This is a genomic window from Mesorhizobium sp. G2-6-1, assembly GCF_055809095.1.
In genome coordinates, this window is sequence record NZ_CM147896.1 from 3,950,173 (window position 1) to 3,976,182 (window position 26,010).

General features: G+C 56.5%; 29 protein-coding genes and 2 pseudogenes. 17 read left to right on the forward strand and 14 right to left on the reverse strand.

What is annotated here, in order from left to right; genetic code table 11:
• The first annotated feature begins 381 nt into the window (after positions 1-381).
• From AC0L7S_RS19195 to AC0L7S_RS19215, 5 genes and pseudogenes are all read left to right on the forward strand, one after another.
• On the forward strand, positions 382-591 hold the full coding sequence (locus AC0L7S_RS19195) for an FAD-dependent monooxygenase (protein ID WP_473472458.1): 210 nt from the start codon (positions 382-384) through the stop codon (positions 589-591).
• On the forward strand, positions 588-1,175 hold the full coding sequence (locus AC0L7S_RS19200; protein WP_473472459.1) for an FAD-dependent monooxygenase: 588 nt from the start codon (positions 588-590) through the stop codon (positions 1,173-1,175). Before AC0L7S_RS19195 ends, AC0L7S_RS19200 begins: the two co-directional genes overlap by 4 nt.
• A 149-nt stretch (positions 1,176-1,324) precedes the next feature.
• A complete protein-coding gene (locus tag AC0L7S_RS19205; RefSeq protein WP_473472460.1) occupies positions 1,325-1,519 on the forward strand; it encodes a helix-turn-helix domain-containing protein in 195 nt (64 codons plus the stop codon).
• A pseudogene (locus AC0L7S_RS19210) lies at positions 1,446-2,270 on the forward strand (IS630 family transposase); the annotation flags it as partial. The gene AC0L7S_RS19205 and the pseudogene AC0L7S_RS19210, both read left to right, overlap by 74 nt.
• Before the next feature lie 88 nt (positions 2,271-2,358).
• On the forward strand, positions 2,359-2,865 hold the full coding sequence (locus AC0L7S_RS19215; protein ID WP_473472461.1) for a nuclear transport factor 2 family protein: 507 nt from the start codon (positions 2,359-2,361) through the stop codon (positions 2,863-2,865).
• A 355-nt stretch (positions 2,866-3,220) separates the two neighbouring features.
• Here AC0L7S_RS19215 and AC0L7S_RS19220 read toward each other — a convergent pair whose 3' ends face one another.
• Both AC0L7S_RS19220 and AC0L7S_RS19225 read right to left on the reverse strand, forming a co-directional pair.
• Positions 3,221-4,495, reverse strand: coding sequence for a tyrosine-type recombinase/integrase (locus AC0L7S_RS19220; protein WP_473472462.1), 1,275 nt, complete (start codon positions 4,493-4,495; stop codon positions 3,221-3,223).
• Between the two features lie 248 nt (positions 4,496-4,743).
• Positions 4,744-5,700: a LysR family transcriptional regulator gene (locus tag AC0L7S_RS19225; RefSeq protein WP_473472463.1), complete on the reverse strand. Its 957-nt coding sequence runs from the start codon at positions 5,698-5,700 to the stop codon at positions 4,744-4,746.
• A gap of 114 nt (positions 5,701-5,814) precedes the next feature.
• Between AC0L7S_RS19225 and AC0L7S_RS19230 the strand changes: the two genes are divergently transcribed.
• The 4 genes from AC0L7S_RS19230 to AC0L7S_RS19245 all read left to right on the forward strand — a co-directional run bounded on the left by AC0L7S_RS19230 (position 5,815) and on the right by AC0L7S_RS19245 (position 7,622).
• On the forward strand, positions 5,815-6,450 hold the full coding sequence (locus tag AC0L7S_RS19230; RefSeq protein ID WP_473472464.1) for a sulfotransferase family protein: 636 nt from the start codon (positions 5,815-5,817) through the stop codon (positions 6,448-6,450).
• A 90-nt stretch (positions 6,451-6,540) separates the two neighbouring features.
• Entirely contained in the window at positions 6,541-6,972 is a 432-nt protein-coding gene (locus tag AC0L7S_RS19235) for a YybH family protein (protein ID WP_473472465.1), read from the forward strand.
• A 183-nt stretch (positions 6,973-7,155) separates the two neighbouring features.
• Positions 7,156-7,305, forward strand: coding sequence for a DUF6538 domain-containing protein (locus AC0L7S_RS19240; protein WP_473472466.1), 150 nt, complete (start codon positions 7,156-7,158; stop codon positions 7,303-7,305).
• Between the two features lie 47 nt (positions 7,306-7,352).
• Positions 7,353-7,622, forward strand: a complete 270-nt coding sequence (locus tag AC0L7S_RS19245) for a hypothetical protein (RefSeq protein WP_473472467.1) — start codon at positions 7,353-7,355, stop codon at positions 7,620-7,622.
• A gap of 56 nt (positions 7,623-7,678) precedes the next feature.
• Here the strand turns inward: AC0L7S_RS19245 and AC0L7S_RS19250 are convergent, their stop codons facing one another.
• The 9 genes and pseudogenes from AC0L7S_RS19250 to AC0L7S_RS19290 form a co-directional block, all read right to left on the reverse strand.
• Entirely contained in the window at positions 7,679-8,044 is a 366-nt protein-coding gene (locus AC0L7S_RS19250; protein ID WP_473472468.1) for a methyltransferase family protein, read from the reverse strand.
• A 530-nt stretch (positions 8,045-8,574) separates the two neighbouring features.
• The gene (locus AC0L7S_RS19255) at positions 8,575-9,351 is read right to left on the reverse strand and encodes an L-fucose dehydrogenase (protein WP_473472469.1); all 777 of its coding nucleotides are present in this window, start codon (positions 9,349-9,351) and stop codon (positions 8,575-8,577) included.
• Positions 9,352-10,632, reverse strand: a complete 1,281-nt coding sequence (locus tag AC0L7S_RS19260) for an L-fuconate dehydratase (RefSeq protein WP_473472470.1) — start codon at positions 10,630-10,632, stop codon at positions 9,352-9,354.
• Positions 10,629-11,488, reverse strand: a pseudogene (locus AC0L7S_RS19265) (fumarylacetoacetate hydrolase family protein). Before AC0L7S_RS19265 ends, AC0L7S_RS19260 begins: the two are co-directional and overlap by 4 nt.
• 73 nt (positions 11,489-11,561) lie before the next feature.
• Complete coding sequence (locus tag AC0L7S_RS19270) at positions 11,562-12,509, reverse strand: substrate-binding domain-containing protein (protein WP_473472471.1); 948 nt, start codon at positions 12,507-12,509, stop codon at positions 11,562-11,564.
• Positions 12,510-12,580: 71 nt separating this feature from the next.
• Positions 12,581-13,588, reverse strand: a complete 1,008-nt coding sequence (locus tag AC0L7S_RS19275) for an ABC transporter permease (protein ID WP_473472472.1) — start codon at positions 13,586-13,588, stop codon at positions 12,581-12,583.
• On the reverse strand, positions 13,473-15,110 hold the full coding sequence (locus AC0L7S_RS19280) for a sugar ABC transporter ATP-binding protein (protein WP_473472473.1): 1,638 nt from the start codon (positions 15,108-15,110) through the stop codon (positions 13,473-13,475). The genes AC0L7S_RS19275 and AC0L7S_RS19280 overlap by 116 nt, the downstream gene beginning before the upstream one ends.
• Positions 15,107-15,979 carry an amidohydrolase family protein gene (locus AC0L7S_RS19285; RefSeq protein ID WP_473472474.1) on the reverse strand — a complete coding sequence of 291 codons (873 nt, stop codon included), beginning with the start codon at positions 15,977-15,979 and terminating at the stop codon, positions 15,107-15,109. The genes AC0L7S_RS19280 and AC0L7S_RS19285 overlap by 4 nt, the downstream gene beginning before the upstream one ends.
• Positions 15,979-16,722 carry an SDR family oxidoreductase gene (locus AC0L7S_RS19290; RefSeq protein ID WP_473472475.1) on the reverse strand — a complete coding sequence of 248 codons (744 nt, stop codon included), beginning with the start codon at positions 16,720-16,722 and terminating at the stop codon, positions 15,979-15,981. The genes AC0L7S_RS19285 and AC0L7S_RS19290 overlap by 1 nt, the downstream gene beginning before the upstream one ends.
• 133 nt (positions 16,723-16,855) lie before the next feature.
• Here AC0L7S_RS19290 and AC0L7S_RS19295 point away from each other — a divergent pair, with 133 nt between their 5' ends.
• A complete protein-coding gene (locus AC0L7S_RS19295; protein WP_473472476.1) occupies positions 16,856-17,626 on the forward strand; it encodes an IclR family transcriptional regulator in 771 nt (256 codons plus the stop codon).
• Between the two features lie 15 nt (positions 17,627-17,641).
• On the opposite strand, the gene AC0L7S_RS19300 is transcribed toward AC0L7S_RS19295, so the two are convergent.
• The 3 genes from AC0L7S_RS19300 to tmpA all read right to left on the reverse strand — a co-directional run bounded on the left by AC0L7S_RS19300 (position 17,642) and on the right by tmpA (position 20,061).
• A complete protein-coding gene (locus AC0L7S_RS19300; RefSeq protein WP_473472477.1) occupies positions 17,642-18,076 on the reverse strand; it encodes an RbsD/FucU family protein in 435 nt (144 codons plus the stop codon).
• 237 nt (positions 18,077-18,313) lie between these two features.
• Positions 18,314-18,910 (reverse strand): (R)-1-hydroxy-2-trimethylaminoethylphosphonate oxygenase, encoded by a 597-nt coding sequence (tmpB, locus tag AC0L7S_RS19305; RefSeq protein ID WP_473472478.1) that lies wholly within the window; start codon positions 18,908-18,910, stop codon positions 18,314-18,316.
• Complete coding sequence (gene tmpA, locus AC0L7S_RS19310) at positions 18,910-20,061, reverse strand: 2-trimethylaminoethylphosphonate dioxygenase (protein ID WP_473472480.1); 1,152 nt, start codon at positions 20,059-20,061, stop codon at positions 18,910-18,912. Before tmpA ends, tmpB begins: the two co-directional genes overlap by 1 nt.
• 100 nt (positions 20,062-20,161) lie before the next feature.
• On the opposite strand from tmpA, the gene AC0L7S_RS19315 reads away from it, so the two are divergent.
• From AC0L7S_RS19315 to AC0L7S_RS19345, 7 genes are all read left to right on the forward strand, one after another.
• Positions 20,162-20,833 (forward strand): LysR family transcriptional regulator, encoded by a 672-nt coding sequence (locus tag AC0L7S_RS19315; protein WP_473472482.1) that lies wholly within the window; start codon positions 20,162-20,164, stop codon positions 20,831-20,833.
• Positions 20,834-21,442: 609 nt separating this feature from the next.
• Positions 21,443-21,718 carry an ABC transporter permease subunit gene (locus AC0L7S_RS19320; RefSeq protein ID WP_473472484.1) on the forward strand — a complete coding sequence of 92 codons (276 nt, stop codon included), beginning with the start codon at positions 21,443-21,445 and terminating at the stop codon, positions 21,716-21,718.
• The gene (locus tag AC0L7S_RS19325) at positions 21,633-21,992 is read left to right on the forward strand and encodes an ABC transporter permease subunit (RefSeq protein ID WP_473472486.1); all 360 of its coding nucleotides are present in this window, start codon (positions 21,633-21,635) and stop codon (positions 21,990-21,992) included. Before AC0L7S_RS19320 ends, AC0L7S_RS19325 begins: the two co-directional genes overlap by 86 nt.
• A 35-nt stretch (positions 21,993-22,027) precedes the next feature.
• Positions 22,028-22,990, forward strand: coding sequence for a DUF6282 family protein (locus AC0L7S_RS19330; protein WP_473472487.1), 963 nt, complete (start codon positions 22,028-22,030; stop codon positions 22,988-22,990).
• Between the two features lie 39 nt (positions 22,991-23,029).
• Entirely contained in the window at positions 23,030-23,818 is a 789-nt protein-coding gene (locus AC0L7S_RS19335) for a transporter substrate-binding domain-containing protein (RefSeq protein ID WP_473472488.1), read from the forward strand.
• A 131-nt stretch (positions 23,819-23,949) separates the two neighbouring features.
• On the forward strand, positions 23,950-24,678 hold the full coding sequence (locus AC0L7S_RS19340; RefSeq protein ID WP_473474370.1) for an amino acid ABC transporter ATP-binding protein: 729 nt from the start codon (positions 23,950-23,952) through the stop codon (positions 24,676-24,678).
• A gap of 87 nt (positions 24,679-24,765) precedes the next feature.
• Positions 24,766-25,974 carry an NAD(P)/FAD-dependent oxidoreductase gene (locus tag AC0L7S_RS19345; RefSeq protein WP_473472489.1) on the forward strand — a complete coding sequence of 403 codons (1,209 nt, stop codon included), beginning with the start codon at positions 24,766-24,768 and terminating at the stop codon, positions 25,972-25,974.
• Positions 25,975-26,010 lie beyond the last annotated feature (36 nt).

A 26,010-nucleotide genomic window follows, 5' to 3' on the forward strand; every position in this document is an offset into this window, starting at 1 on the left:
AGACCCAAGACCTTTGAACCCAAACGCGGTGTGTCGGATAACGTTCCTTTAAAGGCTGAAATCTTGTGTTTTGAACCACAAGGAACGTGCTGAAATCTAACTGGCATCGCAGAGTGGCGGAGCTGACAAATGCCATGCCAAAGTCGGGCACGCCAAATAGGGCGGTTGTGAAATTGCACCGCACTGTAACCCTTGACTGCGGAACATCGTTCAGCTGATCCCGCAAAGTTTTTGGGCGCCGGCAGGGGGACGACCAATGCAATTTTTGTTCCTACGAAAATGTCAATTTATGGTTCTGTATCAGAATGATAAAACCAATTTTATTCTAGTTTCCAAGTTGGGTGAAGATTCACACTATTGCGTCTACCGGAGGATGTCACCATGACCATGTTCCCATCTCACACAGACATTCTGGTCGTTGGCGCAGGGCCGAGCGGGCTCGCACTTTGCGCGGAGCTATATCGACTGGGAGTGACACCATTGCTGCTGGACCGACAGGTCGAAGGAGCAAATACATCGCGCGCGGCGGTGGTGCATGCGCGAACCCTGGAAGTACTCACGCCGTTGGGCGTTGCATCTGACCTCATGTGAAAATTCCGATCTTCCGGGTACGCGATCGCGACAAGGTGTTGATGGAGGTAAGCTTCGCAGGACTTGATACACCATACCCATTTACGATCATGTGCCCCCAGAACAAGACCGAGGCCATTCTTCTTGATCGGCTCCGAACGCTGGGTGGCAAGGTGATACGCCCGACTGAAGTGATTAAGATCGAGCCGCAGGACGATGGCGTCAAGGTCACGGTGCAGCGTAATGGCGAGTCGCAAACGATCCGGGCGGACTGGGTTATCGGTTGTGATGGGGCACACAGCATCGCGCGTGAGGCCGCCGACGTTGGCTTCGAGGGCGGTGCTTATGAAGAAAGCTTCGTTTTGGCTGACGTTAGGCTGGACTGGCCATTTCCGCGCGAGGAGGTCGACTTGTTCTTTTCACCCACAGGATTGATGGTGGTTGCGCCGCTGCCGGACGAGCGGTTTCGGATCGTTGCGACGATCGACAAGGCACCCGAGCATCCGACAACATCAACCGCCAGTCCAGTTGAGTGGATCTCCATACTCATACCAACGGTCGCGGGTGCTGACTCTTTTGTGATTTCGGGGTTCGCCGAAGCGTGATTCCATGTTGTCGAAGGAGATTCGGCGATGGGATCAGCGGTAAAGTATCGAGCGGACTACTCGGCGGCCGAGCTTCGTCGGCTTGCGAAGAGTTCAAAAACACCAACCAAAGCCGGCGACTTTTGTCGCTTGCGGCTTTGGTTGAGGGGATGAGCCGGGCCGATGCGGCGCGGGTCGGAGGCATGGACCGCCAGACGCTGCGCGACTGGGTGCACCGTTTCAACACAGCAGGCCCGGACGGACTTCTCAACCGCTGGTCGCCGGGGCCGTCATCGCGGCTGTCGCCCGCGCAGAAGGTGGAACTGGCGACCTCTCGTGGAGAAGGGCCCGGACCGTGCCATTGACGGCGTGGTGCGCTGGCGTCGGATCGACCTGCAGAAAGTCATCAAGGGGCGTTTCGGCGTCGATTATCACGAACGCTATGTCGGCAAGCTCTTGAAGGAACTCGGCTTCTCCCACATGAGTGCGCGACCACGACATCCCGCACAGGATGTCGAGATCATCGAGGCTTATAAAAACTTCCCGCGCACGCTGAAGGCGCACTTGGCCGACTTGCCGAAAGGCAAACCTGTCGAGATATGGTTCCAGGACGAAGCCAGGATCGGCCAGAAGAACGGCATCGTCCGGCAATGGGCAAGACGCGGCACCAGGCCGCGCCAGCCTGCCGACCAGCGCTACAAGAACGCCTATTTGTTCGGCGCCATCTGCCCGGCACGGGGCAAGGGCGCGGCCCTTGCCCTCCCGTTTGCCGACACCGACGCCATGCAGTTGCACATCGACGAGATCAGCCGTCACGTCGCCACAGGTGCGCATGCGGTGCTGCTCATGGATCGCGCCGGATGGCACACCACAGCAAAGCTCAACGTGCCCAGGAATATCACGCCGATCTTCCTGCCCTCCCGCGCACCGGAATTGAACCCGGTCGAAAACATCTGGCAATATCTGCGCGCCAACTGGCTCTCCAATCGCGTCTTCGACATCTATGAAGACATCATCGATGCAGCGTGCGACGCTTGGCAGAAACTGCTTGCCCAGCCGAAGTCCATCACCTCAATCGGAATGCGTAAATGGGCTCATGTCGGTCAAATGTCATGACCCTTGGTATCATGCAGTTGCGCGTTGGCCTTTGCGTTCGGGTTCCTCCACATGGGCGGTCACGAACCGATGGCTCAGAAACGGATATTTGGCTGCAATTCACTGCCTGATTGGAGCAGCGATTGGGAACAATTTTGCTGCAATCAACGTTGTTGCAACCAGTACTTTAGAGAGCGAACTCGTTATTTGGAGGTTTCCTATGTCAGCCAATTCAAAACCCACAAAGGACGAAGTCATCGCTCTGGAGAAATCCTATTGGGACGCGATGAAGAACAAGGACGGAGCTCGCACAGCTGAGCTTTCCGGAACGCAAGCTTTGGTCACGGGTGCGCAAGGAGTGACGAGCATACCGAAAGCCATGATGAGAAAGATGACGGAGGAAGGCAAGTGGACGCTAGAGTCCTATGCCTTCAATGATATCAATGTGACCATTCCAAACTCAGACGTTGCGATAATCGCCTATATTGTCCAGCAAACGGTCACTATGAACGGGAAACAACAAGCATTGAAGGCTGCCGAAAGTTCCACTTGGTTGAGAGGCGATAGCGGTTGGGAGTGCCACGCGCATAGCGAATCCTTCCTGAATGACGACTAAAGAGTCCGACGTAGTCAATTGAGACTATGAATGTAATTTTTCACCCAACTTTGACCGTTGTCGTGTCGCCTAATCGTGTTGATTGGGTAGCACAAGTTAATATGTCCCTTGGGATGCAAATTCCGTTGGTCGCAACCTCATGTAAGCACTTGAATACATAGCGAAATCAGGTGTATGAAATCACGTCATCGTAGGGTTGCGGTTCGGTGAAATTTCACTGCGCCGAATGAATGAAGCAAAAGCCCACTTTGTCGTCATATCTGGCGAAAGGTCCGTCATCAGATAATGATAACGGGCCTCACACACAAAAACATCAGACAGTCCCTTCATATAGGTCGAAAGTGCGATCACCTCGTTACTCCCAATCCCCATCAATCACTTGCCCCCAAGCCTCCATCATCTTGCGACGCGCTTCGAGCAAGTCCGTGCGGTGGTAGGCAGCCTCGGTGGAGTCCCTGATGGTATGAGCAAGCGCTCGTTCTGCAATATCCCTGGCGTAACCATTTTCTGACGCCCAATCACGGAACGCCGAGCGAAAACCGTGTGCAGTTGCGGTCCGTCCGGGAGTATCACTCTTGATTTCGGCATCACGCAATAACTTGGTCAACACCATGTCACTGAGAGGGGTGTTTCGCCGCGAGGAAAAGACCAAAGGACAATCACCACGGCTTTGACAACGTCGTGCGAGTAGTTCCCCCGCCCGCGTGACAAGTGGAACACGATGGGGTGCTTTGGCCTTCATCCGCACAGCCGGCACCGTCCAGATCGCATTTTCTCGGTCGATCTCATCCCAGCGCATCCCACGTATTTCACCTGAACGGGCGGCCGTAAGGATCAGCAATTCCAGCATTTGCTTGCCATCAGAACTCTTCCCGTCCCTCAAGATCGAATTTACAAACTTTGGCACATTGCGCCATGGAAGAGCTGGGTGATGAAGGACCCTTTCTCTTGTACCCGGTTGTTTGGCAAGAAGCTTGCTAACTACGCCAACAGGGCTAGCAACTATGAAATCGTGCGCTGCGCACCAGTTCATCACCGTATCGCAACGTTGACGCACCCTCGACGCGGTTTCAGGCTTGGACAACCAAATGGGTCGCAGAGCATCAGCGAAATCAGATGCCCGAAGCTCACTTACCTGACGATCACCAATCACCGGAAAGACATAAGTTATCAGCGTGTTTATCCATTGGTCGGAATGTTTGTGATTTCGGAAGCCAGCCTTGATTTCCTGATGTACACGACGCGCCGCAACTTCAAACGTCGGCGTTTCCTGCAAGAGCCGTTGTTCCGCTTCCTCTAGCCGTCGAGCTTCGATCGGGTCCCTGCCCTCAGCAATCTGCTCACGACAGATTGAGGCCGTTCTTCTGGCGTGAGCAATTCCGATATCCGGATATGATCCAAGTCCCATATCGCGCCGTTTGGCGGTCATGGGCGACACGAAGCGCAATATCCATTTTCCCTGACCACGGGTTGAACCTGGGAATAGATACAATCCCGGCACCAACCCCGCCGCTACCGGCTTATCACCAGGTTTCAGGCTTCGCACCTTTGCATCAGTCAACAAGGCCATTTCGTTACTTTCACCATCGCTTCGCCCCACATCTAGCCCCACATCATCGGTAAGCTGCAATGAGACGAAATAAGATTAAGTGAAATTGAAACGACGCACAACGTGTTGTATTACCTTTCTTTATTGACACGAATTGTAACATACTAAGATGTGTTGAGCCATATATATGGCGGACGCTCTCTCCGCCATCTTGCACGACGGGGATCGAATTTTTCACGTCGCTATGTGATCTTCGGTTTGACGGCATGCGCCATATTCTCGCACACGACGCTGTATCCTGCCCGGATTGTGCATCGGTTCATGTGATGTCATGCAGGCTGAAGCAGAATTTTGCCGGAAAGGCGTTTTTCTGCCTCGGACTGAACCTGCCGATAAGCCTCTATTACGATCGACCGTATCCAGGTGCCGCCGGCATCGTTGGCAAGGCGCGAGCTCCAGAAGAAGCGGACAAGAACCGGATCGAGGATGAGGGGTGGCTTCATCGCGCGCAACCCAAAGGCCTCCATGTCCCACGCCAGAAGCACGGCCGGGAATGTTGCCAGGAAGTCCGACTGCGCAAGCAGAGACGCCACGCCAGCCGAATCTCCGATCATTGCGCTGACGCGACGTGCGCCTGCGTCGCCTTCGGGCATGACGGGGAAGGGATTCTGCATCGACCGCGTGACGTTGACCATCAGATGCGGAAAACTCTGCCATGCCTCAATGCCCCATCTAGCGCAGGCCGGGTGATCCTTTCGTGCGAAGGTCACCCAGGAAAAGGGTTCCATGACCTGCTGTTCGAGCCCTTCGGGCAGGCGCGGCCTGCCGCCAAGGTGAGCCAGATCGATCAGGCCCTCGCTGAGGGCCGCATAGACATCGTGATGCGCCGGCAGCCATTCAATCTTCACGTTCGGCGCCTCGGCCTCGACCCGGGCAGAGACCTCTGCGATTACCTTCGTCAATGTCGGCATGGCGACCCGGAAGACCCGGTCGCTTGTGGCGGGGTCGAACAGGGACCGCGGCGCGATCACCCTGCGTATGCTGCGAAGGATTGGGCGTACATCTTCCACGATCATCTCAGCAAACGGGCTGGATTGCATCGTGCCGCCCACCCGGACCAGCAGTGGGTCGCCAAGCTGGTCTCTCAACCGGGCTAGCGCATGGCTGACGGCCGATTGTGTGCGCCCGATCCTTTCGGCGGTCGTGGTGACACTGCGGGTCTCCATGAGAGACTCGAAAATCACAAGCAGATTGAGGTCGACACGATGCAGATCAATTTCATTCATGGCATATGAAATCGTTTCGTTAGACAAAATAGGGCATCAGATGTCTAATCCTCGCCAGAACGAGTCAAGCAGGCGATCTTGATAAATTTCATTCATACAGGAGATTAGGGGGCGATGACACTCGAAATCGTTGGTGCCGGATTTGGGCGAACAGGTACCTACTCATTGAAGGCGGCGCTCGAGCGTCTGGGTTTCGGGCCCTGCCACCACATGTCCGAGGTGATCGACAACGCCGAGCAAATCAGGCTTTGGACCGAGGCCACGCAGGGCCGCCCGGATTTCGAGCGGATATTCGATGGTTTCCGCGCGGCGGTCGATTTTCCGGTTTCGGCCTTCTGGCAGGAGGTCCTTGCGGAGACACCCGGAGCGAAGGTCATCCTGTCCGACCGTGAAGCCGAGCGGTGGTATGCGAGTTTCTCGCAAACAATCCTGCCGTTGATCCTCGACACAGCATCCTGGCCCGAAGCGCGCCGCCCCTGGTTCGAGATGATCGACAGGGTGATCATCGGAAAGGCCCTTGGCGGGCGGACCGACCGGGACGGCATCCTTGCCGCCTACCGGGCGAACGCGGCCGCTGTGCGTCAGCTTGCACCGGACGGGCAGGTCCTTGTGTTCAGCGCAAGCGACGGGTGGAGGCCACTGTGCGATTTCCTCGGCGTCGAGGTGCCGGACGAGCCATACCCGAAGACCAACCCTCGGGCTGAATTCTTTGCCGCGGTAAAGCCTGTCGTCGAAGTGCAAGACAGCTGAGCCGGCCCCACCCCACCGAGCCCACCAATCATGAGCGAACGCGGTTGGGGCGGGACCAGTTTCTCTCATCCTCAAGAAAGGAGACTAACCATGTCTGCAATGACCCAAGTCCAGGCCGCTTCGGCCAGATTCTACGACGCGCTCAACCGCATGGCCGCCGGCGACGCCGCGCCCATGTCCGATGTCTGGCACCAAGGCGAGGAGGTGTCGGCACAACACCCGATCGGGGGACGCGATCAGGGGCATGAAACAGTGATCGAAAGCTTTGCCAAAGTCGCCAATATTGCCGGCGGCGGCGAAATCAAGCTTCTGGATCAACAGATCGTCGCAGGATCCGACATGGCGATGGAGACCGGGATCGAGACCGGAACGCTTGTCATCGCCGGCCACACGGCCACGATCAATCACCGGGTGACCAACGTTTACCGGCGGCTGAACGGGGAATGGAGGCTGGCACATCACCACACCGATCAGTCCCAGGCCATGCTGGACATCCTGAAACGTTTGACCGAGCCGGCATAAGAACCGCCCAACGAACGGGTTCGGGCGGAGCAAACCGCCCACCCATCAACCGAGAGAAGGTTCGATCACAGCCCCGCCTGCCTCGCCAATTTCCAGAGAACCTTTTGAAATTGCTGATCTTTTCAAGAGCATTAGGCCTATGAATTTCGGCTCTGGCACACTTTGTTGGCCATAGGAGACGGCATGGCGCGTTATGAGAACCAGCGATTGCAGCAGCGTGGGGATATTTTCTACTTCCGTGCGGTGTTCCCGATCAGTTTGCGTCCTGTTGTTGGCAGATCGGAAGTTAGGACTTCGCTCTCGACCACGTTGAGATCGACGGCAATCCTTTGATGCAGTGTCCTGAGCAATAGCTTCGACCCGTCTATTGCGTACGTGTCATGTTTCAGTCTCTACCTCCCGAAGAAGTTCATGCCATCGCACGTGAGTATTTTCAGACCTGCATCAATCAGACTCTGGAATGGTGCCACGACCTTCCTCTCGATGAGTCCGACATCGAGCACGAGATCGAACTTCTAAACGCCGACATGGCCTCCGCCCGAGATGCGCTCAAGCAGAGGAAATTCGCGTCCCCCATGGTTGTGAAGGCCGACGAACTTCTGGCGGCACATATGTCGGCGAGCCAAAAGCGGATGGCGACACGCGGATGATGATGCGCGAGGCAGTGACCAGAGCCTATGTAGAACAGCTTCGGTTCGGAAAGCGCCTATATCCAGCGGCGCACTCGCCTCTTGTAATCAAGATAGGTGTCGCCGAATTTTCGTTCGAGGTAATTTTCTTCGGGAAGGATCACCAAAAAATATAAAGCCATCGCGCATAATGGCGTGAGCATCAATATCCAAAGATTGGCGAGCAAGACCGCAAAGCCGATGCAGACCAGCACCATTTGCAAATACATTGGGTTGCGTGTCAGCCTGAATGGCCCAGTCTCTATGATTTCGGTGGTTTTCTTGTAGGGATTTTCCGACTGTCCCGAACGACGCATAGTCCGAACCGCTTTGAAGCCGAGCAGGTAAACTGCTGCGAGAATGATTGCCCCGCCCACCCAATACCTAAGCGGCGCTTGCAGCATCAGATTTGAACCAAACGGGAATACACGCCCCATCGCTATTCCAACAAAAACCGTCAATAGTGGAACAGCGGGCGGAAATATGCGAATTGCCGCCGCGTCTTTTTGAGAGCCATTTGCCGACGAAGTTGGGTCGGTTATATTCATAGGAAGAAATCTTAGCACGGCAGCTGCGTTCCGTCACAAAAGTGACGTCGTTTGTGCAATCCAGAAACCGGTTTCCGCCTGAAGTGAGAACAGATAAGTATTGAAGGACAAGGCCGGGTCAAACTGCTTTGGCCTTGGGTGGGCGTTGGTGAAGCCCGATTACATTGCTGAAGAGATACGAAAATCCGCGACCACCCTCGTCGACGCATACAAGGAGTCGTCCAGCGTATGACCAAATCCTCGCCCGTAACTGGTGGTGCCACCGGTATCGGTGAACAGTTCCTCGACCTCCAGAATCGTGTCGTGGCCATTTAAAGCACATCGCGTCCAAAGGAATTCATGCAGGGTGCTTTAAGCCTTTGTTTCAACCCGTAGCTGGTTCACTGCTAATCGAGCGCACGATCCAGATGGGTATAACCGCCGTCGACGAAGACCCATTGCCCGGTCGTGTGTCCGGCTCGTGGTGATAACAAAAACACAACCTGATCGGCCAGTTCCCCGGGGCTGGTCATGCGGTGACCCAAAGGTATCCGCCGAGTTATTTCAGATAGCTGCGCCTGCGGATCGTCGAATGTCTGTATCCATCGCTCATAAAGCGGCGTCATGCTTTCTGCGGGAATGACCGCGTTCACCCGCACCCCATCCCGTGCAAGAGCTGCCGCCCATTCCCGCGTCAACGCAAGCTGGGCGCCCTTCGCTGCGGCATAGGCCGATGTGTTTCCCTGACCGGTGATCGCCGTCTTCGATGAAATGTTGACGATTGCACCCTTCGTGGCCTTGAGATGCGGCACGCACAGATGCGCCATCGTATAATAATGTGTCAGGTTCCGTTCGATGGACGTGCGAAAAGCCTCCGGCCCGGCTTCCAGCCCGACGCTGTCATTTGCACCGGCATTGTTGACCAGGCCATCAATCCGTCCAAATTGCGCCATTGCCTGATCAACTGCAGCCTTGCATTGCGCGTCGTCCGTCAGTTCGGTCAATATCGCCTGCGCCTCAGGTTTCTTGGCGGCCAACTGTGCCATGAATTCCGTATCGGCTTCACGCCGGGCCAGAACAACCGGAACGGCACCTTCTGCGGCGAGCGACGCAGATATGGCGGCTCCGATGCCAGACGCGCCACCCGTGACAAGAATGACCTTGTCCGTGAGTCCCATATCCATTCAATCGGCCCCTGCAAACGCATATTTGCGCAGAGATTCAGGCTTCATCTCGATGGAAAAGCCGGGCATTTCCGGCGGCATGTAGGCCGCGTCGCGGATCACACAGGGTTCCAGGAAATGCTCGTGCAGGTGATCGACAAACTCGATCACGCGGCCTTCTCTTGTGCCTGCGATGCACAGGTAATCGATCATCGACATGTGCTGGACGTATTCGCATAAACCTACGCCACCGGCGTGCGGGCATACCTTCAGGTCATATTTCGCGGCCATCAGCATGACTGCCAGGACCTCGTTCAGCCCGCCCATCCGGCAGCTGTCGATCTGTACCACGTCAATTGCGCCGCGCATGATCAGCTGTTTGAATATGATCCGATTCTGGCACATCTCACCAGTTGCGACCTCTACGGGCGCAACAGCTTCCCGGATTTTGCGGTGCCCTTCAATATCATCGGGGCTCGTCGGTTCTTCGATGAACCACGGGTTCACAAAGGACAGTGCCTTGACCCAGTCGATGGCCTGATCGACCTCCCAGACCTGATTGGCATCAATCATCAGGTTCACGTCTGGCCCACATTCCTCGCGTGCGATGGTCAGCCGGCGGATGTCGTCCTGCAGGTCGTGACCTACCTTCATTTTCACATGGTTGAATCCGGCATCAACCGCCTCGCGGCACAAGCGGCGCAGCTTGGCATCGTCATAGCCAAGCCATCCGGCCGAGGTTGTGTAACAAGGATACCCCTCAGCTTTGAGTGTGGCGATGCGAGCTTGTTTGCCTTCCGCCTGTTTCGTCAAGAACGCCAGCGCCCATTCGGGCGTTATGCAATCGCTCAGATACCGAAAGTCGACGCAACGCACCAGTTCTTCGGGTGTCATTTCGGCGACAAGTTGCCAAACGGGTTTGCCTGCCATTCTGGCCCAAAGATCCCACACTGCGTTGACCACGGCCCCTGTGGCCAGATGAATGGCCCCCTTGTCCGGACCGATCCAGCGTAATTGACTGTCCGATGTGATATGCCGCCAGAAACGGCCCATATCGGCAGCGATCCAGTCGGTTTCCAGGCCGACCACCAGCGGGCGCAATGCTTCGATCGCTGCTGTACAAATCTCGTTCCCGCGACCAATCGTGAAGGTCAATCCGTGCCCTTCATGTGCGCCTTCCGTTTCCAGTATCACATAAGCGGCCGAATAGTCCGGATCGGGGTTCATTGCGTCGGAACCATCCAGCGACTGCGAAGTCGGAAATCGAACGTCGACGGTTTTCAGGTTGGTGATCCTGGTCATGCTACCGCTCCGCGCACATGTTGTGTCTGCTCACCCAGCTTTTCGATTCCAAGCCGCATCACCTCGCCCCCTTTCAGATAAACGGGGGCTTTTGGCCCATGCCAACGCCCGGCGGTGTGCCCGTGGAAATGACGTCGCCCGGCTGCAATGACATGAATTGCGAACAGTAGGAGATCAGGAACGGCACTTTATAGACCATCGTTGAGGTCGACCCGTTCTGGTAGCGTTTGTCGTCCACGTCACACCACATGGCCAGATTGTCAAAATCCCCTACTTCTTCAGGGGTCACCAGCCAAGGTCCGATGGGACCGAAAGTGTCACAGCCTTTGCCCTTGTCCCATGTCCCCTCGCGTTCAATCTGAAATGCCCGCTCGGACACGTCATTGACCACACAGAATCCAGCCAAATGCGACAGCGCGTCGGCCTCATCGATATAGGCACCACCGTTGCCAATGACGACGCCCAACTCGACCTCCCAGTCGGCCTTGACCGACCCGCGCGGTATTTGCACATCGTCGTCGGGGCCGACGATGGCTGATGTCCATTTGTTAAAAATTACTGGTTCTGCCGGAATTGCTGCTCCTGTTTCGGCGGCGTGATCCGCGTAATTCAGACCAATGCAGATGAACTTTCCGGTGCCCGCAACGCAAGCGCCCAAGCGCAAATCCTTTTGCGGAGTACCAGCCACCACCGGCAGTGTCTTGATGTCCATCGCAGCGACACGCGCCAGCTCCTCAGGTGCCAGCGCAGCACCGGACAAATCCGGGATGATCCTGCTCAGATCGCGAACTCTACCGTCATTATCCAGCACGCCTGGTTTTTCTTGGCCTGCCGGACCATAGCGTAGAAATTTCATCGAGACCTTACTCCATCACGGGGAAAATGGACAGGGCGACCACGTTTTGGCGGCCGCCCTGTATTTTGATCGTTCAATCGTAAAGAACGGCCGCGATTTCCGGAACGTCGATGCTGTCCTTGTCGTACCAGAAGAAACCGGTGTCGATCATCGGCGGCACGGACTCGCCCTTGGCGGCCATGTAGCAGGCTTTCACCGTCTCATAGCCAATGCCCACCGGGTTCTGGGTGATTGCGCCCGCCATCAGACCCGAGCGGATCGCGTCTGTCTGCGCCTTGCCGCTGTCATAACCAACGACGACGAGGCCCTGGACTCCGCTCTCCTGTACCGCATTGACCACGCCGATGGCCGAACCTTCGTTGGTGCCGAACATGCCCTTCAGGTCCGGGTTGGCGGTCAGGATCGACTTGGCGACCTCGGTCGACTGCAACTGGTCGCCGGCACCATACTGGACCGTGACAACCTCGATGTCGGGATGCGCCTTGGCCATCTGGTCGAGGAAGCCGTCGCGGCGGTCGATGCCGGTGCGGCTGGTCTGGTCGTGGGCGACCACGGCGACCTTGCCCGTGTTGCCGATCAGTTCGGCCATCTTGTCGGCGGCAAGCGCTGCGGCGGCGACGTTGTCGGTAGCGCAGGTCGTCACCGGGATGTCGCTGTCGACGCCGCTGTCGAAAGCGACGATCGGGATGTTTGCTTCCTGGGCCTTTTTCAGCAGCGGAATCGCCGCCTGGCTATCGAGCGCTGCAAAGCCAATCGCGGCCGGCGATTTGGCAAGTGCCGCCGCCAGCATGTCGATCTGGCGGTCAACCTGGGCTTCGGTATCGGGACCCTCGAAGGTCATCTCGACGTCGAATTCGGTTGCGGCCTTTTCAGCACCGGCTTTCACTGCCTGCCAGAACTGATGCTGGAAACCTTTCGAGATCAGCGGGATATACATCTTGGTCTGCGCCCGGGTGAGCGTCGTTCCCGATAGCAGCGCTGCCGCGCCCATCGTGCCAATCATTGTGCGTCTGTTCATCATGATATGTCCTCCATATGATGTTGTGTGTGGCTTGTCTGAACGAAGGCGTTGATCGCCCCTCTTGGTTTTGGTCATGCGGACTTGTTGCGCCGAACCTGATCGGCATAGACCGCCAGGATGATTATCGCGCCGGTCACGACGGTCTGCCATTCTTGCGCCACCGAGAGGATACGCAACCCGTTGGTCAGCACCGCCATGATCAGCGCGCCGATCAGGGTACCGAGAATGGTGCCGCGGCCGCCCGAAAGTGAGGTGCCTCCGATCACCACGGCGGCAATGGCCTCGAGCTCGTAACCGAGGCCGAGCGCCGGCTGGGCCGAGTTCAGGCGTGACGCGATGATGAGCCCACCGATGCCGACGATAGCACCCGACAGAGTGTAGATGGCGATCTTCCATCGGTCGGTGTTGACGCCGGACAGGCGTACTGCCTCCTCGTTCGATCCCAAAGCGAAGCAGTAGCGCCCCAGCACGGTTCGACCGAGGATATAGGCGACGGCACCGGCGACCAGGAACAGGATCAGCACGCCGTTCGGGATCGGCACGGCGGGGAATATCGCACCGATGATCGACCCGCGCGAGATCAGGTCGAAGCCGGGCGTGTCGTTGAAATAGATCGGTTTCGTGCCGGAAATCACCAAGCTTAGCCCCTTGAGAATCAGCATCATGCCGAGCGTGGCGATGAATGGCGGGATTTTCATCTTGGCAATGAATGTGCCCGAGCAGAACCCGACGCATGCGCCGCTGCCGATGGCAGTGATGATGCCCAGTGGGAGCGGCATCCCGAAGTTGGTCAGGGTCACGCCGGTCAGCACCGCAGTGAAGGTCATCAAGGTTCCGATCGACAGATCAATACCGCCGGTGATGATGACCATCGTCGTCGCCACCGCTAGCACACCATTGACGGATGTCGCCTGCAGGATCGCGATGATATTCGAGGTCTGCATGAAATTGGGTGATGCAAGGCTAAACCCCAGCAGCAGGAACAGAAGGCTGGCGAAGGCGAGCAATTTCTGATGTGCGCCATTTGCGGAAAGTCTCGCGAATACACCTTGCCGGGCCTCTGGATTGGCTGAAGTCATTGGACAGCTCCTCTTCATGCGACGGTTCACGCATGGTCTGCGTCGCCAAATTCATGATGCTTTCCTGAGTGGCCTCGGATCGGTCCAGAATGCCGGTCAGCGTGCCTTCGCACATGACGGCGATCCGATGGCTCAGCCGCAGTACTTCCGGCAATTCCGAAGAAATCACGATGATCGCGCGGCCCTGTTCGGCCAGATCTACGAGCAGTTTGTAAATTTCCGCCTTCGCACCGACGTCGATACCGCGCGTCGGTTCGTCGAAAATCAGAACATCGCAATCGCGCAACAACCACTTGGCGATGACCACCTTCTGCTGGTTACCGCCGGACAAAAGGCGCACCTCTTGATTGTCCGATGGTGTGCGAATGCCCAGTTTCGTGATGTACTCGTGCGCGGTCTTGCGCATCGCGCCTTCGTCCAGCACACCAAGGCGCGACGAAAACTGTCCAAGGCTCGTCATTGCCACATTGGCTCGCACGTCCATGCCAGTGGCAAGACCGAAGTGCTTTCGGTCCTCTGACAGATACCCGATCCCGGCTGCAACCGCGTCAGACGGGCTTTTGATATCGACCTGCTGGCCATGCACATGGATGGTCCCGCTGTCACGCGGATCGGCACCAAATATGACACGCGCAACTTCTGTCCGCCCCGCGCCCATCAATCCGGCGAACCCAAGTATTTCCCCCTTGTGCACATTGAAGGAGACATCCTTGATCTCGCGCCCCCGGTTCAGGCCGATGACTTGCAGTGCCACTTCCGTGTGATCAACTTTCGGGAGGTCCAACGCCTCGTCACCCAAAGCACGTCCGACCATCATCGAGATGATCTCGCTTATGGGTGTGTCGGCTGCATCCACCGTACCAACGGTTTCGCCATCCCGCATAACCGTCACGCGGTCTGCAATCTGCTTCAACTCATCCATCTTGTGGCTGATGTAGATAATGCCGACCCCTTCGCTCCGCAGCTTGCGGATGATTGTGAACAGGTCGGCGATTTCCGCATCATTCAGCGCAGCAGTGGGTTCATCCATCACCAGAATATGACTGCGATAGCTTAGTGCCTTGGCGATCTCGACCATCTGCTGCTTCGCGATTGTCATCAGGTGAATGGGCATCCGCGGGTCCAGCTTCAGATTCATCTGTGCGAAGATCTCCGCGCCCTGGGCGTTGAGCGCCGCCTCGTCCAGCCGTCCAAAGCGTTTGCGCGGCTCTCGCCCGATAAGGATATTTTGCGCCGCTGTCAGATCATTCATCAGGCTCAGTTCCTGATGGATGATCCCGACACCTGCATCCTGCGCCGCACGCGGGTCGTCGAAGTCAACCGCTACACCGTCCACGGTGACTGTGCCTCCGTCGCGCGTATAGACGCCTGACAGAATTTTCATCAGGGTGGATTTACCCGCTCCATTTTCCCCCATCAGCGCATGAACCTCACCAGCACGCAGATCAAAGCGTACATTCTTGAGTGCGTGCACACCGGGAAACCGTTTTTCGATGCCTTCCATGACAACAAGGTTTTTCATGCCGCTTCTCCAAGGCTGTAGAAACCGCGCGCCGTGCCCGCCTGGATCTTCGCCTGGTCCGAGACCCCGAGACCCGACAGGAGTTTTGAACTCATGGATCGCCAATCGTCGATGGAGGCAGCCAGATTTACAACTGGCCAGTCGGAACCCCACATGAGCCGGTCTGGGCCAAACCACTCTAACAGGTCCATCACGACCGGACGCAATATTTCTTCGGCCTCCGGTCTTTGGACCGGAGTAAGTTCGGTCAACAAACCCGACAGCTTGCAATAGGCGTTGGTTTCTCGTGCCAACCGCGCCATTCCGTTTCGCCACATTGCATGGCGCGGGTCGGATGGGTCAGCAGACAGAGGCGGTTTTGCTCCATGGTCGATCACGATCGCCAGGTCAGGATGCGCCGTTGCAAAATCTAGCAGTGCCGCAAGATGTTGCGGCTGAACAAGCGCATCGAAGGTCAGCTTTTCGCTGATAAGTGCCGCGATGGCATCCGGCCGGGGCCGGGTGACAATCCAGTCTACTTCGCAGATATCCTGAAGCATCGGCCGGACCCCCTTGAAGGCAGAATGCCGGGCCAACCTATTGAGGGTTGCAGCAGCGCCTGGATCGGACAAGTCCACCCATCCAACGACACCCGAAATGTCAGAATGCGCGTCCGCAATACCCAACAGGAACGTCGTCTCTTCGACCGTTGGCGCAGCTTGTACGACGACGCGCGCACAGGCATCGCCATCGGATTCCGCCGTCCGCAGATCAACGATATCGAAATCCCGCGCGATAGGCATCAGTGCAGGATTTTTCGAATCAAGCCAACCATAGTCGCCCCGTGACATGGTCCATAGATGGCAATGGGCATCTACGTGATCTGACATCAGATCGTGACCCCGCCATCCACGAGGAATGCCTGACCTGTGACATAACTGCTGGCATCGGACAGAAGGTAGGTGATCATGGGGGTCAGGTCATCAACGGTGGCAAGTCGGCCCATCGGCTGACGTGCGATAAAGTCCTTCTCCGCCTGCACGGGGTCCGCAGCACTGGCGATACGTCCCCGGAGAGATGGGGTATCGACCGTTCCCGGACACAGCGCATTGCAACGGATACCTTGCTCGACGAAATCAGCGGCGACCGATTTGGTCAGGCCGATTACGGCTGCCTTCGTCGCGCCATAGGCAGCCCGATTTCGAAATCCCTTGATGGAAGACGCCATCGAAGCCATGTTCAGGATGGGCGATGACCCCGTCTTGCTGGCGCGTTCGATCAAGCCGGGCAAGAACGCGCGGCTCATGCGCATCATCGACGCGACATTGATGTCAAAGCTGAGCGCCCAATCCTCGTCCGACACGTCCAGGATCGTGCCGTGATGCACTATACCCGCGCAATTGAAGAGACCGTCAATCGGTCCGACGCGCCCGGCCAGATCATGAATCGCCTGACCATCGCGCACATCCAGTGAATGGGTCTCGATACAGGCATGCGCCGTTGCCAACTCATTCAGCGCGTTTGTGTCGATGTCTGTGGCAATCACGTTTGCGCCAAGTGCGGCGCAGGCGATGGCACTTGCACGACCCATGCCCTGAGCCGCAGCAGTGATGAGGATTGTTCTATCCTTCACGAGTTCGATCCCTCCCGAATCTAACTGTTCATATGTAAACTATATGTTTATATATAGTCAATCCCTAAACTTCAGCGCATTGACTTATCAGTTCGGTTAGATCAACTCAGCTATGTATCCGTGGAGAGACGACGTGAAAGAAGAGACCAAAGAACAAAGGTACAGGGCACCCGCTCTTGATAAAGGCCTTGATATTCTTGAGCTTATGGCGCTCGAACCCAGCGGAATGACCCGGTCCGAAATCGTCAAGGCTATGGGCAAAAGTCCAAGCGAGATATACCGCATGCTGGAGCGTCTGGTCGCACGAAACTATGTTAGCCGGTCGTTCGAAGGCGACCGCTATGCGCTAAGCATGAAGCTCTTTCATCTTGGGTCGGCGGTTCCGCCCCTTCGCCGTCTAATCACACAAGTTCAGCCGTTGATGGATGATTTTGCCGCAAAGTGCATGCAATCGGTGCACCTGGTTGTACCGGACATGGGCCAGGCTCACGTCATCGCGCAGGCATCAAGCCGCTCCGCCTGGGAATTTCGGCTGCGCGTCGGGGCGATGCTGGATTTGCTTGGGACAAGCTCCGGCCAAACACTGCTGGCCTTTCAGGATGAAGACCAGGCGTCTTTGATGTTGAAGTCCGGGTCCAACGAGACACAGAGCATTTCATCGCAGATGTCAGAAGATTTGGCAGCAATCAGGGCAAATGGCTATCGCATTGGTCCCAGCCAACAGCTTGTCGGTGTCACCGACATTACAGTGCCGGTCCGATCCGCTAACAAACTGGTGATCGCGGTTCTTACATGCCCTTTCCTACCCCGCGTTGGTGTAGAAGGCGAAGGCGCCGAGGCACAGGATGTGGATGGCGCGCTGAAGCTGCTGATTGAAGCTGCTGATAGAGCATCAACGGCTTAGGGTCCTGACCCCAGATCAGACGACACCCTTTCGGATCAGAAAATTGCCGTAGGGCCGGGTTTCAGTCGTTCTTATGATCGCATAGGAACCCTTGGCGGCCTCGTAGAACGCGAACCGCTCGATCAGCGACACTGTAGCGTTCTGCTCTTCGAACATAGCGGTCGCTGCCTGAACGACTTCCGGTATCTCGTCAGGGCGGCCAACCACCTGCATCCCCAGAACGGCCGGCTGCTCCGGGTTATATTTGTCGATAGGAAATACACTCAAGACAGCCCCGAGGGTCATGACTACGTCGGCCGTCAACTGCAGGGGCGACTTGATCGCGAGTGCCTGAGCGGTCGATGCGGCGGGGAAGTTCCGGTCAACGATGGCAAGCGTGTCGCCGTGACCCATTGATCCCAGTGCATGAAGCAAATCAGGATAGAGCAAGGGATGAATTCCGCGCAACATTCGGGTGGATCCTTTGAACCAGGGATAGGAAAGCCAACCCTTCTCGAGAGTTCACTTTAGACTATTTCCAACACAGCATCAGCAACAGGTAAACCCCAGCCGAACCAGAGACAGACATGCGACATCTGATGACAGCCACCGGGAGGCACCCTCGATCTCTTTCGCCTCCGCCCAATATACAGCCCCTGCAACGAGTACGCGCGACTATTTCAAGTCGGCTGATGGTCAACGAAGAGATCAGGCGACCGCTCTCGAATGCGCATCGACCACGCGCTGCACCATCGGCGCGTAGTGCGCGAAATCCGGCGTCGCCAGTCCGGCAATCTTTCCAGCATCGTCGAGATGGCGAACGCGCACGATCTCCCTGATGTTGGGGCTCTTCTCGAAGGCGGCGATCTCCTCGCTATCCATCGGCCCGCCCTGCAAATTGAGGGAATGGATCGAGGCTGCGGACAATTGCCCGAAATATGAGGGGTCGGTCGCGCAGATGTAGCGCTTTGCGGCGACGTGATAACGCACGCAATCTATGACGAGGGTCGGGAAGAAGCACTCCAGCACCGCAGCGCCTGCCTCCTCATGGTGCTTATCGTGCTTGTCATCCATCGAGAAGGTGCCGAACTCGCTGGTGAAATGGCCAATATCGTGCAACAGCGCGGCGACGATGATGATTTCCGCTTCGCCCTGCTGTTCTGCAAAATAGGCACCCTGGAGCATGTGTTCGGCCATGGTTACCGGCTCGCCGAGATATTCCTCGCCGCCGCGGCGCTCAAAGATGTCCGCCAGAAACGCAACGATCGTGGCGGGAGACAGGGTGTCAGATGCGGACTTCGTCATCACGCCGCCCTCTGGTTCTGCAACTCGATAGCCGCAAGCGTGGACAGCAAGCCGTCCTTGTCGGCATAACACCCCTGCAGCCAGCGCGAACCGGAGCCGGAATAACCCTTGCGGGCATGTAGTACGCGCGTGTTGTCGACAATGAAGGATTCGCCTGGCGACAGCTTGAAGGTGACTTCCATCGCCGTGTCGTCGATCAATTCGCCAAGCCGACGATAGGCCGCGTAATAGTCGGCCATGTCGTCATAGGCAACGTCGGTGATCGCCGCGGCTGATCTGTTGTTGAAGCGAACGCCGACAAGTTCGCCGTCCGGGGCGAGTTCGATCATTGGCCGGCGCGAGCGCAGGCAGACGCCGGAACCGCCGGCATATTCGAAGCGGGCGCAGTAACCTGACAGCAGATCGAAGCCGCGCGGGTTTTCCTCGCGCAACCGCTCCGCCGAGCGGAATCCATCGACCACCATATTCTCCCCACCTTCGGCCGAGTTCTCCAGACAGTAGAGTATCTGTAACGTTGGAACAGGGTCGCGATAGGGGTTGTCAGTGTGCGCTTGCAGACCCAGTCCCGTATAGGCGAGATTCGACGGGTTTACCTCGGTGCGCACCTCGAAATGGCGGCCGTAATTGGTTTCGCGGACATAGCCGAAGAGGTCGGCCACCTTGAACAACGCCCCGCTCTCAACGGGGCCGCCGGTGAGTTTGCCGAAGCCGAAGCGGCGCACCCCTTGCAACCACGCGCCAAGCGCGTCCCGGTCGCGGCTCACCGCGCCGAAATCACTGATCGGGATGCGCGTCCCAAGTGTCGCATCCCATGTCTCGACCTCCGGCGCAGTCCAGCCAGTGGTGCGGGCAGGCGTACCATCATAGGCATGATCGGCAAGCCAGCCGAGATCATAGGCGATGCTTCTGCCTTCCGGCTGAAACGTCACATGCAGTTGTCCGGTTTCAGTGTGCGCCGAGGCAATCCGCGTATCGGCGGGAATGTCGTCAAGTGTGATCAGTCGTTGCCCGTTCCCCGGCGCACGGGTCGCCTCGTCCCAGGCGTTGTCACGCAGCCAGATGGCATGGAAGCGACGACGCCCACAGCCTGCGAGGTCGAGCGCGAGCACTTTGCCCCCGTCCAGAATTTCAATTTGGATCATTCCTGACATCGTCGCTCCTCGGCATATGACGGTTGGATAGTCGACACTTGACACCCTCATTGCCATAAGCACAAATAAACAAATCCGATGATATGACCCCAAAACCATTATGGCTAAGAACCCGCAAAGTCTGCCGCCACTCGAATGGATACGCGTCTTCGAGGCGGCCGCACGTCTGGGCAGTTTCACAGCGGCGGCCAATGAATTGGGACTGACGCAGGCGGCGGTCAGCCAGCGCATCAGAAATCTGGAACTCCGCCTTGGTGCCCAACTCTTCAATCGCCAGGCGCGCGGGGTCATTCTTTCCACGCAAGGCGAATCCTGGTTGCCTCATGTGCAGGCGGCGTTGACACAATTGTTGCACAGCGCGGCCAATCTGTTTGAGCAACCACGACGCAAGATCACCATCGCCGCTTCCAACTCGGTGATCGAACTATGGATTGTCCCGCGCCTTGGCGAAATTGCCCGCTGTCTGCCGCATGTGCAGCTTTCCTTCGAGACGATCCAGCACCAACCGGACTATGAGCGTTTGGAAGCCAATTTCGAAATCCGCTTCGGTACAGGCAACTGGCCAAAGCGTGAAGCAAGGCAGCTTTTCGCCGAAGAACTGGCGCCCGTGGCGTCGCCAGCTTTGCTCAGGGGGTGCCAAAGCCCTGGCATGAGCGACCCCGTATCGCCACTTCAGGTCCAAGAATCGGCTGGGTTGACTGGACGATTGCAACAGGTGAACCACCGCCGCCAGTACCATTGCTGCGCTTCGACACATTCGTGCAATCACTGAGGGCAGCGGAAGCCGGAGCCGGGGTCTTGCTGGCCTCGCTGGCATTGTGCACTGAGGCGATCGAAGCTGGCAGGCTCGCCCGCCTCACGGACCGAATGCTGCGAATGGAAGCAGGTTACTGGATCACCTGGACACACAATCAGCCAGCTTTTTCCGAGCTACCGCTATTGATCGATTGCCTCACGGCGAGTGCCTGCAAACCATTGTGAATCTGCCGCGCCGCTCGCCTGTGTTGATGTCGGCAGGAGGGCAAGCTTTCGCATCGCGAATGAGCGGCCGTACACGGGCCATACACGTCCCGCGGTGATGCAGGTTATAATAATATATATGTATCTGAAATTATCAATTTGACATTTTTGTTATATGTCGCAATGATGACACCAACGGCCCTGAATAAGGATCCTCCGCTCGTGACAATTCGGCGAATAGCAATTTTAACGACGGCGCTTTCGGTTCTGAGTGGGTGCCAAGCCAGCACCTACACATGGGGCTGGTACGCCGTACTTCCCTTTACCGAACAAGGGCTCAACAATCTCCGATTTCTAGCCGGTGGCGTTTGGATGACCCTCTCTCTCGGTCATCGCAATTATCCTGTCGGTCGTGCTAGGCATGTTGGTTTCACTCGCAAGCTTGTCCAACAATTTTCTCTTTCGCGGCTTCTACAGGACTTATGTCGAGGTTTTCCGGTCCGTACCCATGCTGGTGATGATCCTTTGGGTCTACTACGGATTGCCCGTTCTTTTAGGCATAAGCCTCAGCCCTTTTGTCGCTGGCGTGCTTGCCATGGTCGCATGCGACAGTGCGTTTCAGGCAGAGATATTTCGCGGAGGAATACAATCGATCCACAAAGGGCAAGGAGAAGCCTCCGACTCTGCTTGGCCTTAGCTATCTGGACAAGATGCGCTTTGTCATCATGCCCCAGGCGATAAAGCGTATCCTCCCGCCGCTCGGCAACCAGTTCATCTACATGCTCAAGATGTCTTCGCTGGTTTCGGTTATCGGACTGATGGAGCTGACGCGCCGCGCTAACGAACTCACAGTCGTCGAATACCGGCCGCTTGAAATCTACACCGTGCTTTTGCTGGAATATCTCGCCCTTATTCTAGTCGCGTCCTATCTGGTGCGGCGCCTCGAACGGCGCATGGATGTTGGACAGTAGGCCCCGTATCTCAATCTCTGGAAGGAAATTAATTTATGACTGGTCATGGCAGTGCATCTGAAGAGGTATGGAATATCGCGATCAACACCGGGATTTACGATGATCTCAAGGGAACGATCGATATTCACTGCCATCCGCATCCCGATTTTTGTGCACGCCTACTCGAAGACCGGGATCTTGTTGCCCTGGCCAAAGCGACTGGCATGCGTGCGGTGATGATGAAGAGCCACTCAAGCCCGACGCATGAACGAGCCTATATCGCCGAGAAAGCGGTTGGTGGTGGCATCCAGGTATTCGGCCTCATTTGCCTGAACCCGTCGGTTGGCGGGTTAAACCCGCTTGCCGTCTCCTTGGCTATCAAGAACGGCGTCAGGGCCGTGTGGATGCCATCAATGTGGGCCGAGAACCACGCCGCCTATGTGAGAGAGACCGGCAAGGGCATGGGTTACGAAACCATCGGCATGGATTTCCCGGCTGAAGGCCGTGGCGTCACGATCCTTGATGCCAATGGCAAGATCAAGGATGAAGTTCTCGACATCCTTGATCAGGTAGCCGAAGCTGACCTGATGCTCGCAACAGGCCACCTTACCGTCAATGAATCCCACATTTTGCTGGGTGAGGCCAAGAAACGAAGCATGACGAAACTGGTCGTTCACACAGCCAACTACCACGTCATGAAATACCCGCTTACCGACCTCAAGCAGATGGTCAACGACTATGGTGCGGTGCTGGAAATGGGGTTCAGCTCACTTCCCAACGGCATCTGGGACCCGCTTGACCTAAATCGCCTGATCTCGGTGTCGGACGTATGCGAAATGATTGATGCCGTCGGCACCGAAAATGTGGTTGTCTCAACTGATTGCGGCCAGTTTTCTACACCAATGCCGATTGAAGCAATGCGCCTGTGGATCAGTCATCTCAAAACCAAGAAGTACAGTCAGAAAGACATCGACAACATGACCAAGCATGTTCCAGCTCGATTGCTGGGAATCAACTGAGGAACGACAAATCACCAATACTTCAGAGGGAAAATAAAAATGAAAAATCTCAGCAGAATTTTGGGCATCGTTACCGCGTTATTCGTCACTTCCGTCGCGCCTTCGGCTCAGGCGCAATCTGCGTCGAAGCTGCAAGAAATCCTCAACACGGGTGTCATCAAAGTCGGCACGACCGGCGACTTCAATCCAATGACCATTCGTGATGTGACGAACAGCGAATACAAAGGCTTTGAAATCGATTCAGCCAATGCGCTGGCCGCCGACCTTGGCGTTAAGGTCGAGTTCGTACCAACCGACTGGAAGACAATGGTCGCCGGTGTCCTCTCGAACAAATACGACATCGTCATGAGCGGCACGTCGATCGATGTTGGGCGCGCCAAGGTTGTTGGATATACCAATCCCTACATCAATGTCGGCACTGTACCTTTGACATTGAAGACCAACGCTGAGCGTTTCAAAACGTGGGACGATGCAAACAAGGAAGGCGTCAAGGTTGCCGTCAGTTTGGGAACCGTGTTTGAACAGCAGGCAAAAGCCGCCTTCCCCAATGCCACGATTGTGTCGGTTGAGGCACCGGCCACCGGCTATCAGGAGGTTCTTGCCGGCCGCGCGGACGTGACCATCTCCAGCAATGTCGATGCAGCCTCGATCATTCAAAGATTCGACGCAGTCACCCAATTCGGCCAGGGCGAAATCCGTAACAAGCGGCCTCTGGGCTACATCACCGCACAGGACGATCCGGTCTTCATAAACTTCCTGAACTCCTGGCTGGCCATCAAGCAAGCCAACGGCTTTTTCGATGCCCTTTCAGCCAAATGGGGTCTGTAGGTTTTCGTTCAGAACAACCGGAAAAACGCCCCGCAGTACAAGCAGAGCGCCACTGCTGCGGGGCAGCCTTCAGGTAATGACGACAAGGCAAGAAGGGAATTCCGCTCGTGGCCCCAGATACCCGAAAAGTGATGATATCCCTCACCGACGTCAACAAGCGTTTCGCAGGATTTCATGCGCTGAAAGATATAAAACTCGAGGTGCGCGAGGGTGAGAAAATTGTCGTATGCGGCCCATCCGGCTCGGGCAAGTCAACCATGATCCGTTGCATCAACAGGCTCGAAACCCACACGTCGGGGCAAATCGTTGTCGACGGGGTAACGCTGAACGACAAAACGAAAAACATTGCCGAGGTTCGTAGCGAAGTCGGCATGGTGTTTCAGCAGTTCAATCTGTTTCCCCACTTGACCGTTCTCGACAATTGCACATTGGCTCTAAAGCGCGTTCGGAAAATGTCCAGGCCCGAGTCAGAAAAGGTGGCGTTGAAATATCTCGACCGGGTGAGAATTCCCGAACAGGCCAGTAAATATCCCGGCCAGCTTTCCGGTGGGCAACAGCAGCGTGTCGCCATAGCCCGTTCTCTTTGCATGAACCCGAAAGTCATGCTGTTCGACGAGCCAACCTCCGCCCTTGACCCGGAAATGATATCTGAGGTTCTGGACGTTATAATCGGGCTGGCGCAAGACGGAATGACCATGATTTGCGTGACCCATGAAATGGGATTTGCGAAAAAAGTTGCCGACAACATCGTCTTCATGGACCAAGGCGAGGTCGTCGAAGTGGCCCCGCCCGAAGCATTCTTCACCAATCCGGCCACCAAACGGGCAAATCTTTTTCTGAGCCAGATTCTGGGTCACTAAACGGCTTGAGATCGCAAGCCGATCAAGTCATATAGTGAGCCGCTTGGTTGGGCAATTGATCAGGCATGAACTATTGGGAGAAGTGCGGTGAGCGGAATTGTAATCATCGGCGCCGGTCAAGCCGGTGCGTCGTTGGCTGCGAAACTACGGGCGCTGGGACACAAGAGTGCTGTTGCCCTGATTGGAGAGGAGCCGGTCGCGCCCTATCAGCGTCCTCCACTGTCAAAAGGCTATCTTTTGCGTGAAACCGGACTGGAGCGCCTTTATCTGCGCTCACCAACTTTCTGGGAAGAACAAGACATCGCCTTACGCCTCGATACCAAGGTAACGGCCATCAATGCGCCCGAGAAAACGGTGACGCTTGGTGACGGGGAAATTCTCGCCTATGACCAACTCGCGCTCACAACCGGATCGCGACCGCGCACCCTGCCCGCCGCTATTGGCGGCACATTGGGCAATGTTTTCACAGTTCGCACGCTGGCAGATGTCGATGCCATGGCACCCGCCTTCCGTAAAGGCGCGCGCGCGCTGATTATCGGCGGCGGTTACATCGGCCTGGAAGCGGCCTCCGTCTCAGCCAAACTCGGACTCGAGACGGTGCTGATCGAGATGGCCCCAAGAATTTTGCAACGCGTAGCGGCAGCCGAAACTTCCGATTACTTTCGCAAGCTCCATATCAGTCATGGTGTGACGATACTCGAAGGCATTGGGCTCCAACGCCTGTCCGGGGAAGGTAATGTCACAGGCGCCGTCCTTTCGGATGGCCGTGAAATGCCAGTGGATCTGGTCATTGTCGGCGTTGGCATCGAACCCAATGTGCAGCTTGCCGCCGAGGCTGGTCTGCTCGTCGAAAACGGCATTCAAACCGATGAATTCGGCCGCACCTCTGACGCGGCAATCTGGGCCGCCGGCGATTGTGCGTCCTTCCCCCATTCAGGCAGGCGCATTCGACTTGAAAGCGTCGGCAATGCCATCGACCAAAGTGAACTCGTCGCCGCGAATATGATTGGGGCGAACAACCCTTATCACGCGAAACCCTGGTTCTGGTCCGATCAATATGACGTGAAATTACAGATCGCCGGGCTCAATCACGGCTATGATCGCATTGTTACCCGTCCTGGCACCAACGGAGCGGTTTCCGTTTGGTATTATCTTGGCAATCAACTTCTTGCAGTTGACGCGATGAATGACGCGCGCGCCTATATGGTTGGAAAACGCCTGATCGAGATGAACCGCTCTCCCGATCCAGCCGATGTCGCAGAACCTTCCACCGATCTCAAGGCATTGCTGAAGTAGCGCGAGACAGAGAAATCACATCAAGACCGCGCGCTT

What these genes read in the sequence shown, in the direction of transcription:
- AC0L7S_RS19195 (WP_473472458.1), top strand. Translation starts at nt 382, where the DNA reads ATGACCATGTTCCCATCTCACACAGACATTCTGGTCGTTGGCGCAGGG.
- AC0L7S_RS19205 (WP_473472460.1), top strand. Translation starts at nt 1,325, where the DNA reads ATGAGCCGGGCCGATGCGGCGCGGGTCGGAGGCATGGACCGCCAGACG.
- AC0L7S_RS19225 (WP_473472463.1), bottom strand. Translation starts at nt 5,700, where the DNA reads ATGAATGAAATTGATCTGCATCGTGTCGACCTCAATCTGCTTGTGATT.
- AC0L7S_RS19230 (WP_473472464.1), top strand. Translation starts at nt 5,815, where the DNA reads ATGACACTCGAAATCGTTGGTGCCGGATTTGGGCGAACAGGTACCTAC.
- AC0L7S_RS19235 (WP_473472465.1), top strand. Translation starts at nt 6,541, where the DNA reads ATGTCTGCAATGACCCAAGTCCAGGCCGCTTCGGCCAGATTCTACGAC.
- AC0L7S_RS19240 (WP_473472466.1), top strand. Translation starts at nt 7,156, where the DNA reads ATGGCGCGTTATGAGAACCAGCGATTGCAGCAGCGTGGGGATATTTTC.
- AC0L7S_RS19245 (WP_473472467.1), top strand. Translation starts at nt 7,353, where the DNA reads ATGTTTCAGTCTCTACCTCCCGAAGAAGTTCATGCCATCGCACGTGAG.
- AC0L7S_RS19250 (WP_473472468.1), bottom strand. Translation starts at nt 8,044, where the DNA reads ATGCTGCAAGCGCCGCTTAGGTATTGGGTGGGCGGGGCAATCATTCTC.
- AC0L7S_RS19255 (WP_473472469.1), bottom strand. Translation starts at nt 9,351, where the DNA reads ATGGATATGGGACTCACGGACAAGGTCATTCTTGTCACGGGTGGCGCG.
- AC0L7S_RS19260 (WP_473472470.1), bottom strand. Translation starts at nt 10,632, where the DNA reads ATGACCAGGATCACCAACCTGAAAACCGTCGACGTTCGATTTCCGACT.
- AC0L7S_RS19270 (WP_473472471.1), bottom strand. Translation starts at nt 12,509, where the DNA reads ATGATGAACAGACGCACAATGATTGGCACGATGGGCGCGGCAGCGCTG.
- AC0L7S_RS19275 (WP_473472472.1), bottom strand. Translation starts at nt 13,588, where the DNA reads ATGACTTCAGCCAATCCAGAGGCCCGGCAAGGTGTATTCGCGAGACTT.
- AC0L7S_RS19280 (WP_473472473.1), bottom strand. Translation starts at nt 15,110, where the DNA reads ATGAAAAACCTTGTTGTCATGGAAGGCATCGAAAAACGGTTTCCCGGT.
- AC0L7S_RS19285 (WP_473472474.1), bottom strand. Translation starts at nt 15,979, where the DNA reads ATGTCAGATCACGTAGATGCCCATTGCCATCTATGGACCATGTCACGG.
- AC0L7S_RS19300 (WP_473472477.1), bottom strand. Translation starts at nt 18,076, where the DNA reads ATGTTGCGCGGAATTCATCCCTTGCTCTATCCTGATTTGCTTCATGCA.
- tmpB (WP_473472478.1), bottom strand. Translation starts at nt 18,910, where the DNA reads ATGACGAAGTCCGCATCTGACACCCTGTCTCCCGCCACGATCGTTGCG.
- tmpA (WP_473472480.1), bottom strand. Translation starts at nt 20,061, where the DNA reads ATGTCAGGAATGATCCAAATTGAAATTCTGGACGGGGGCAAAGTGCTC.
- AC0L7S_RS19315 (WP_473472482.1), top strand. Translation starts at nt 20,162, where the DNA reads ATGGCTAAGAACCCGCAAAGTCTGCCGCCACTCGAATGGATACGCGTC.
- AC0L7S_RS19320 (WP_473472484.1), top strand. Translation starts at nt 21,443, where the DNA reads ATGTTGGTTTCACTCGCAAGCTTGTCCAACAATTTTCTCTTTCGCGGC.
- AC0L7S_RS19330 (WP_473472487.1), top strand. Translation starts at nt 22,028, where the DNA reads ATGACTGGTCATGGCAGTGCATCTGAAGAGGTATGGAATATCGCGATC.
- AC0L7S_RS19335 (WP_473472488.1), top strand. Translation starts at nt 23,030, where the DNA reads ATGAAAAATCTCAGCAGAATTTTGGGCATCGTTACCGCGTTATTCGTC.
- AC0L7S_RS19340 (WP_473474370.1), top strand. Translation starts at nt 23,950, where the DNA reads ATGATATCCCTCACCGACGTCAACAAGCGTTTCGCAGGATTTCATGCG.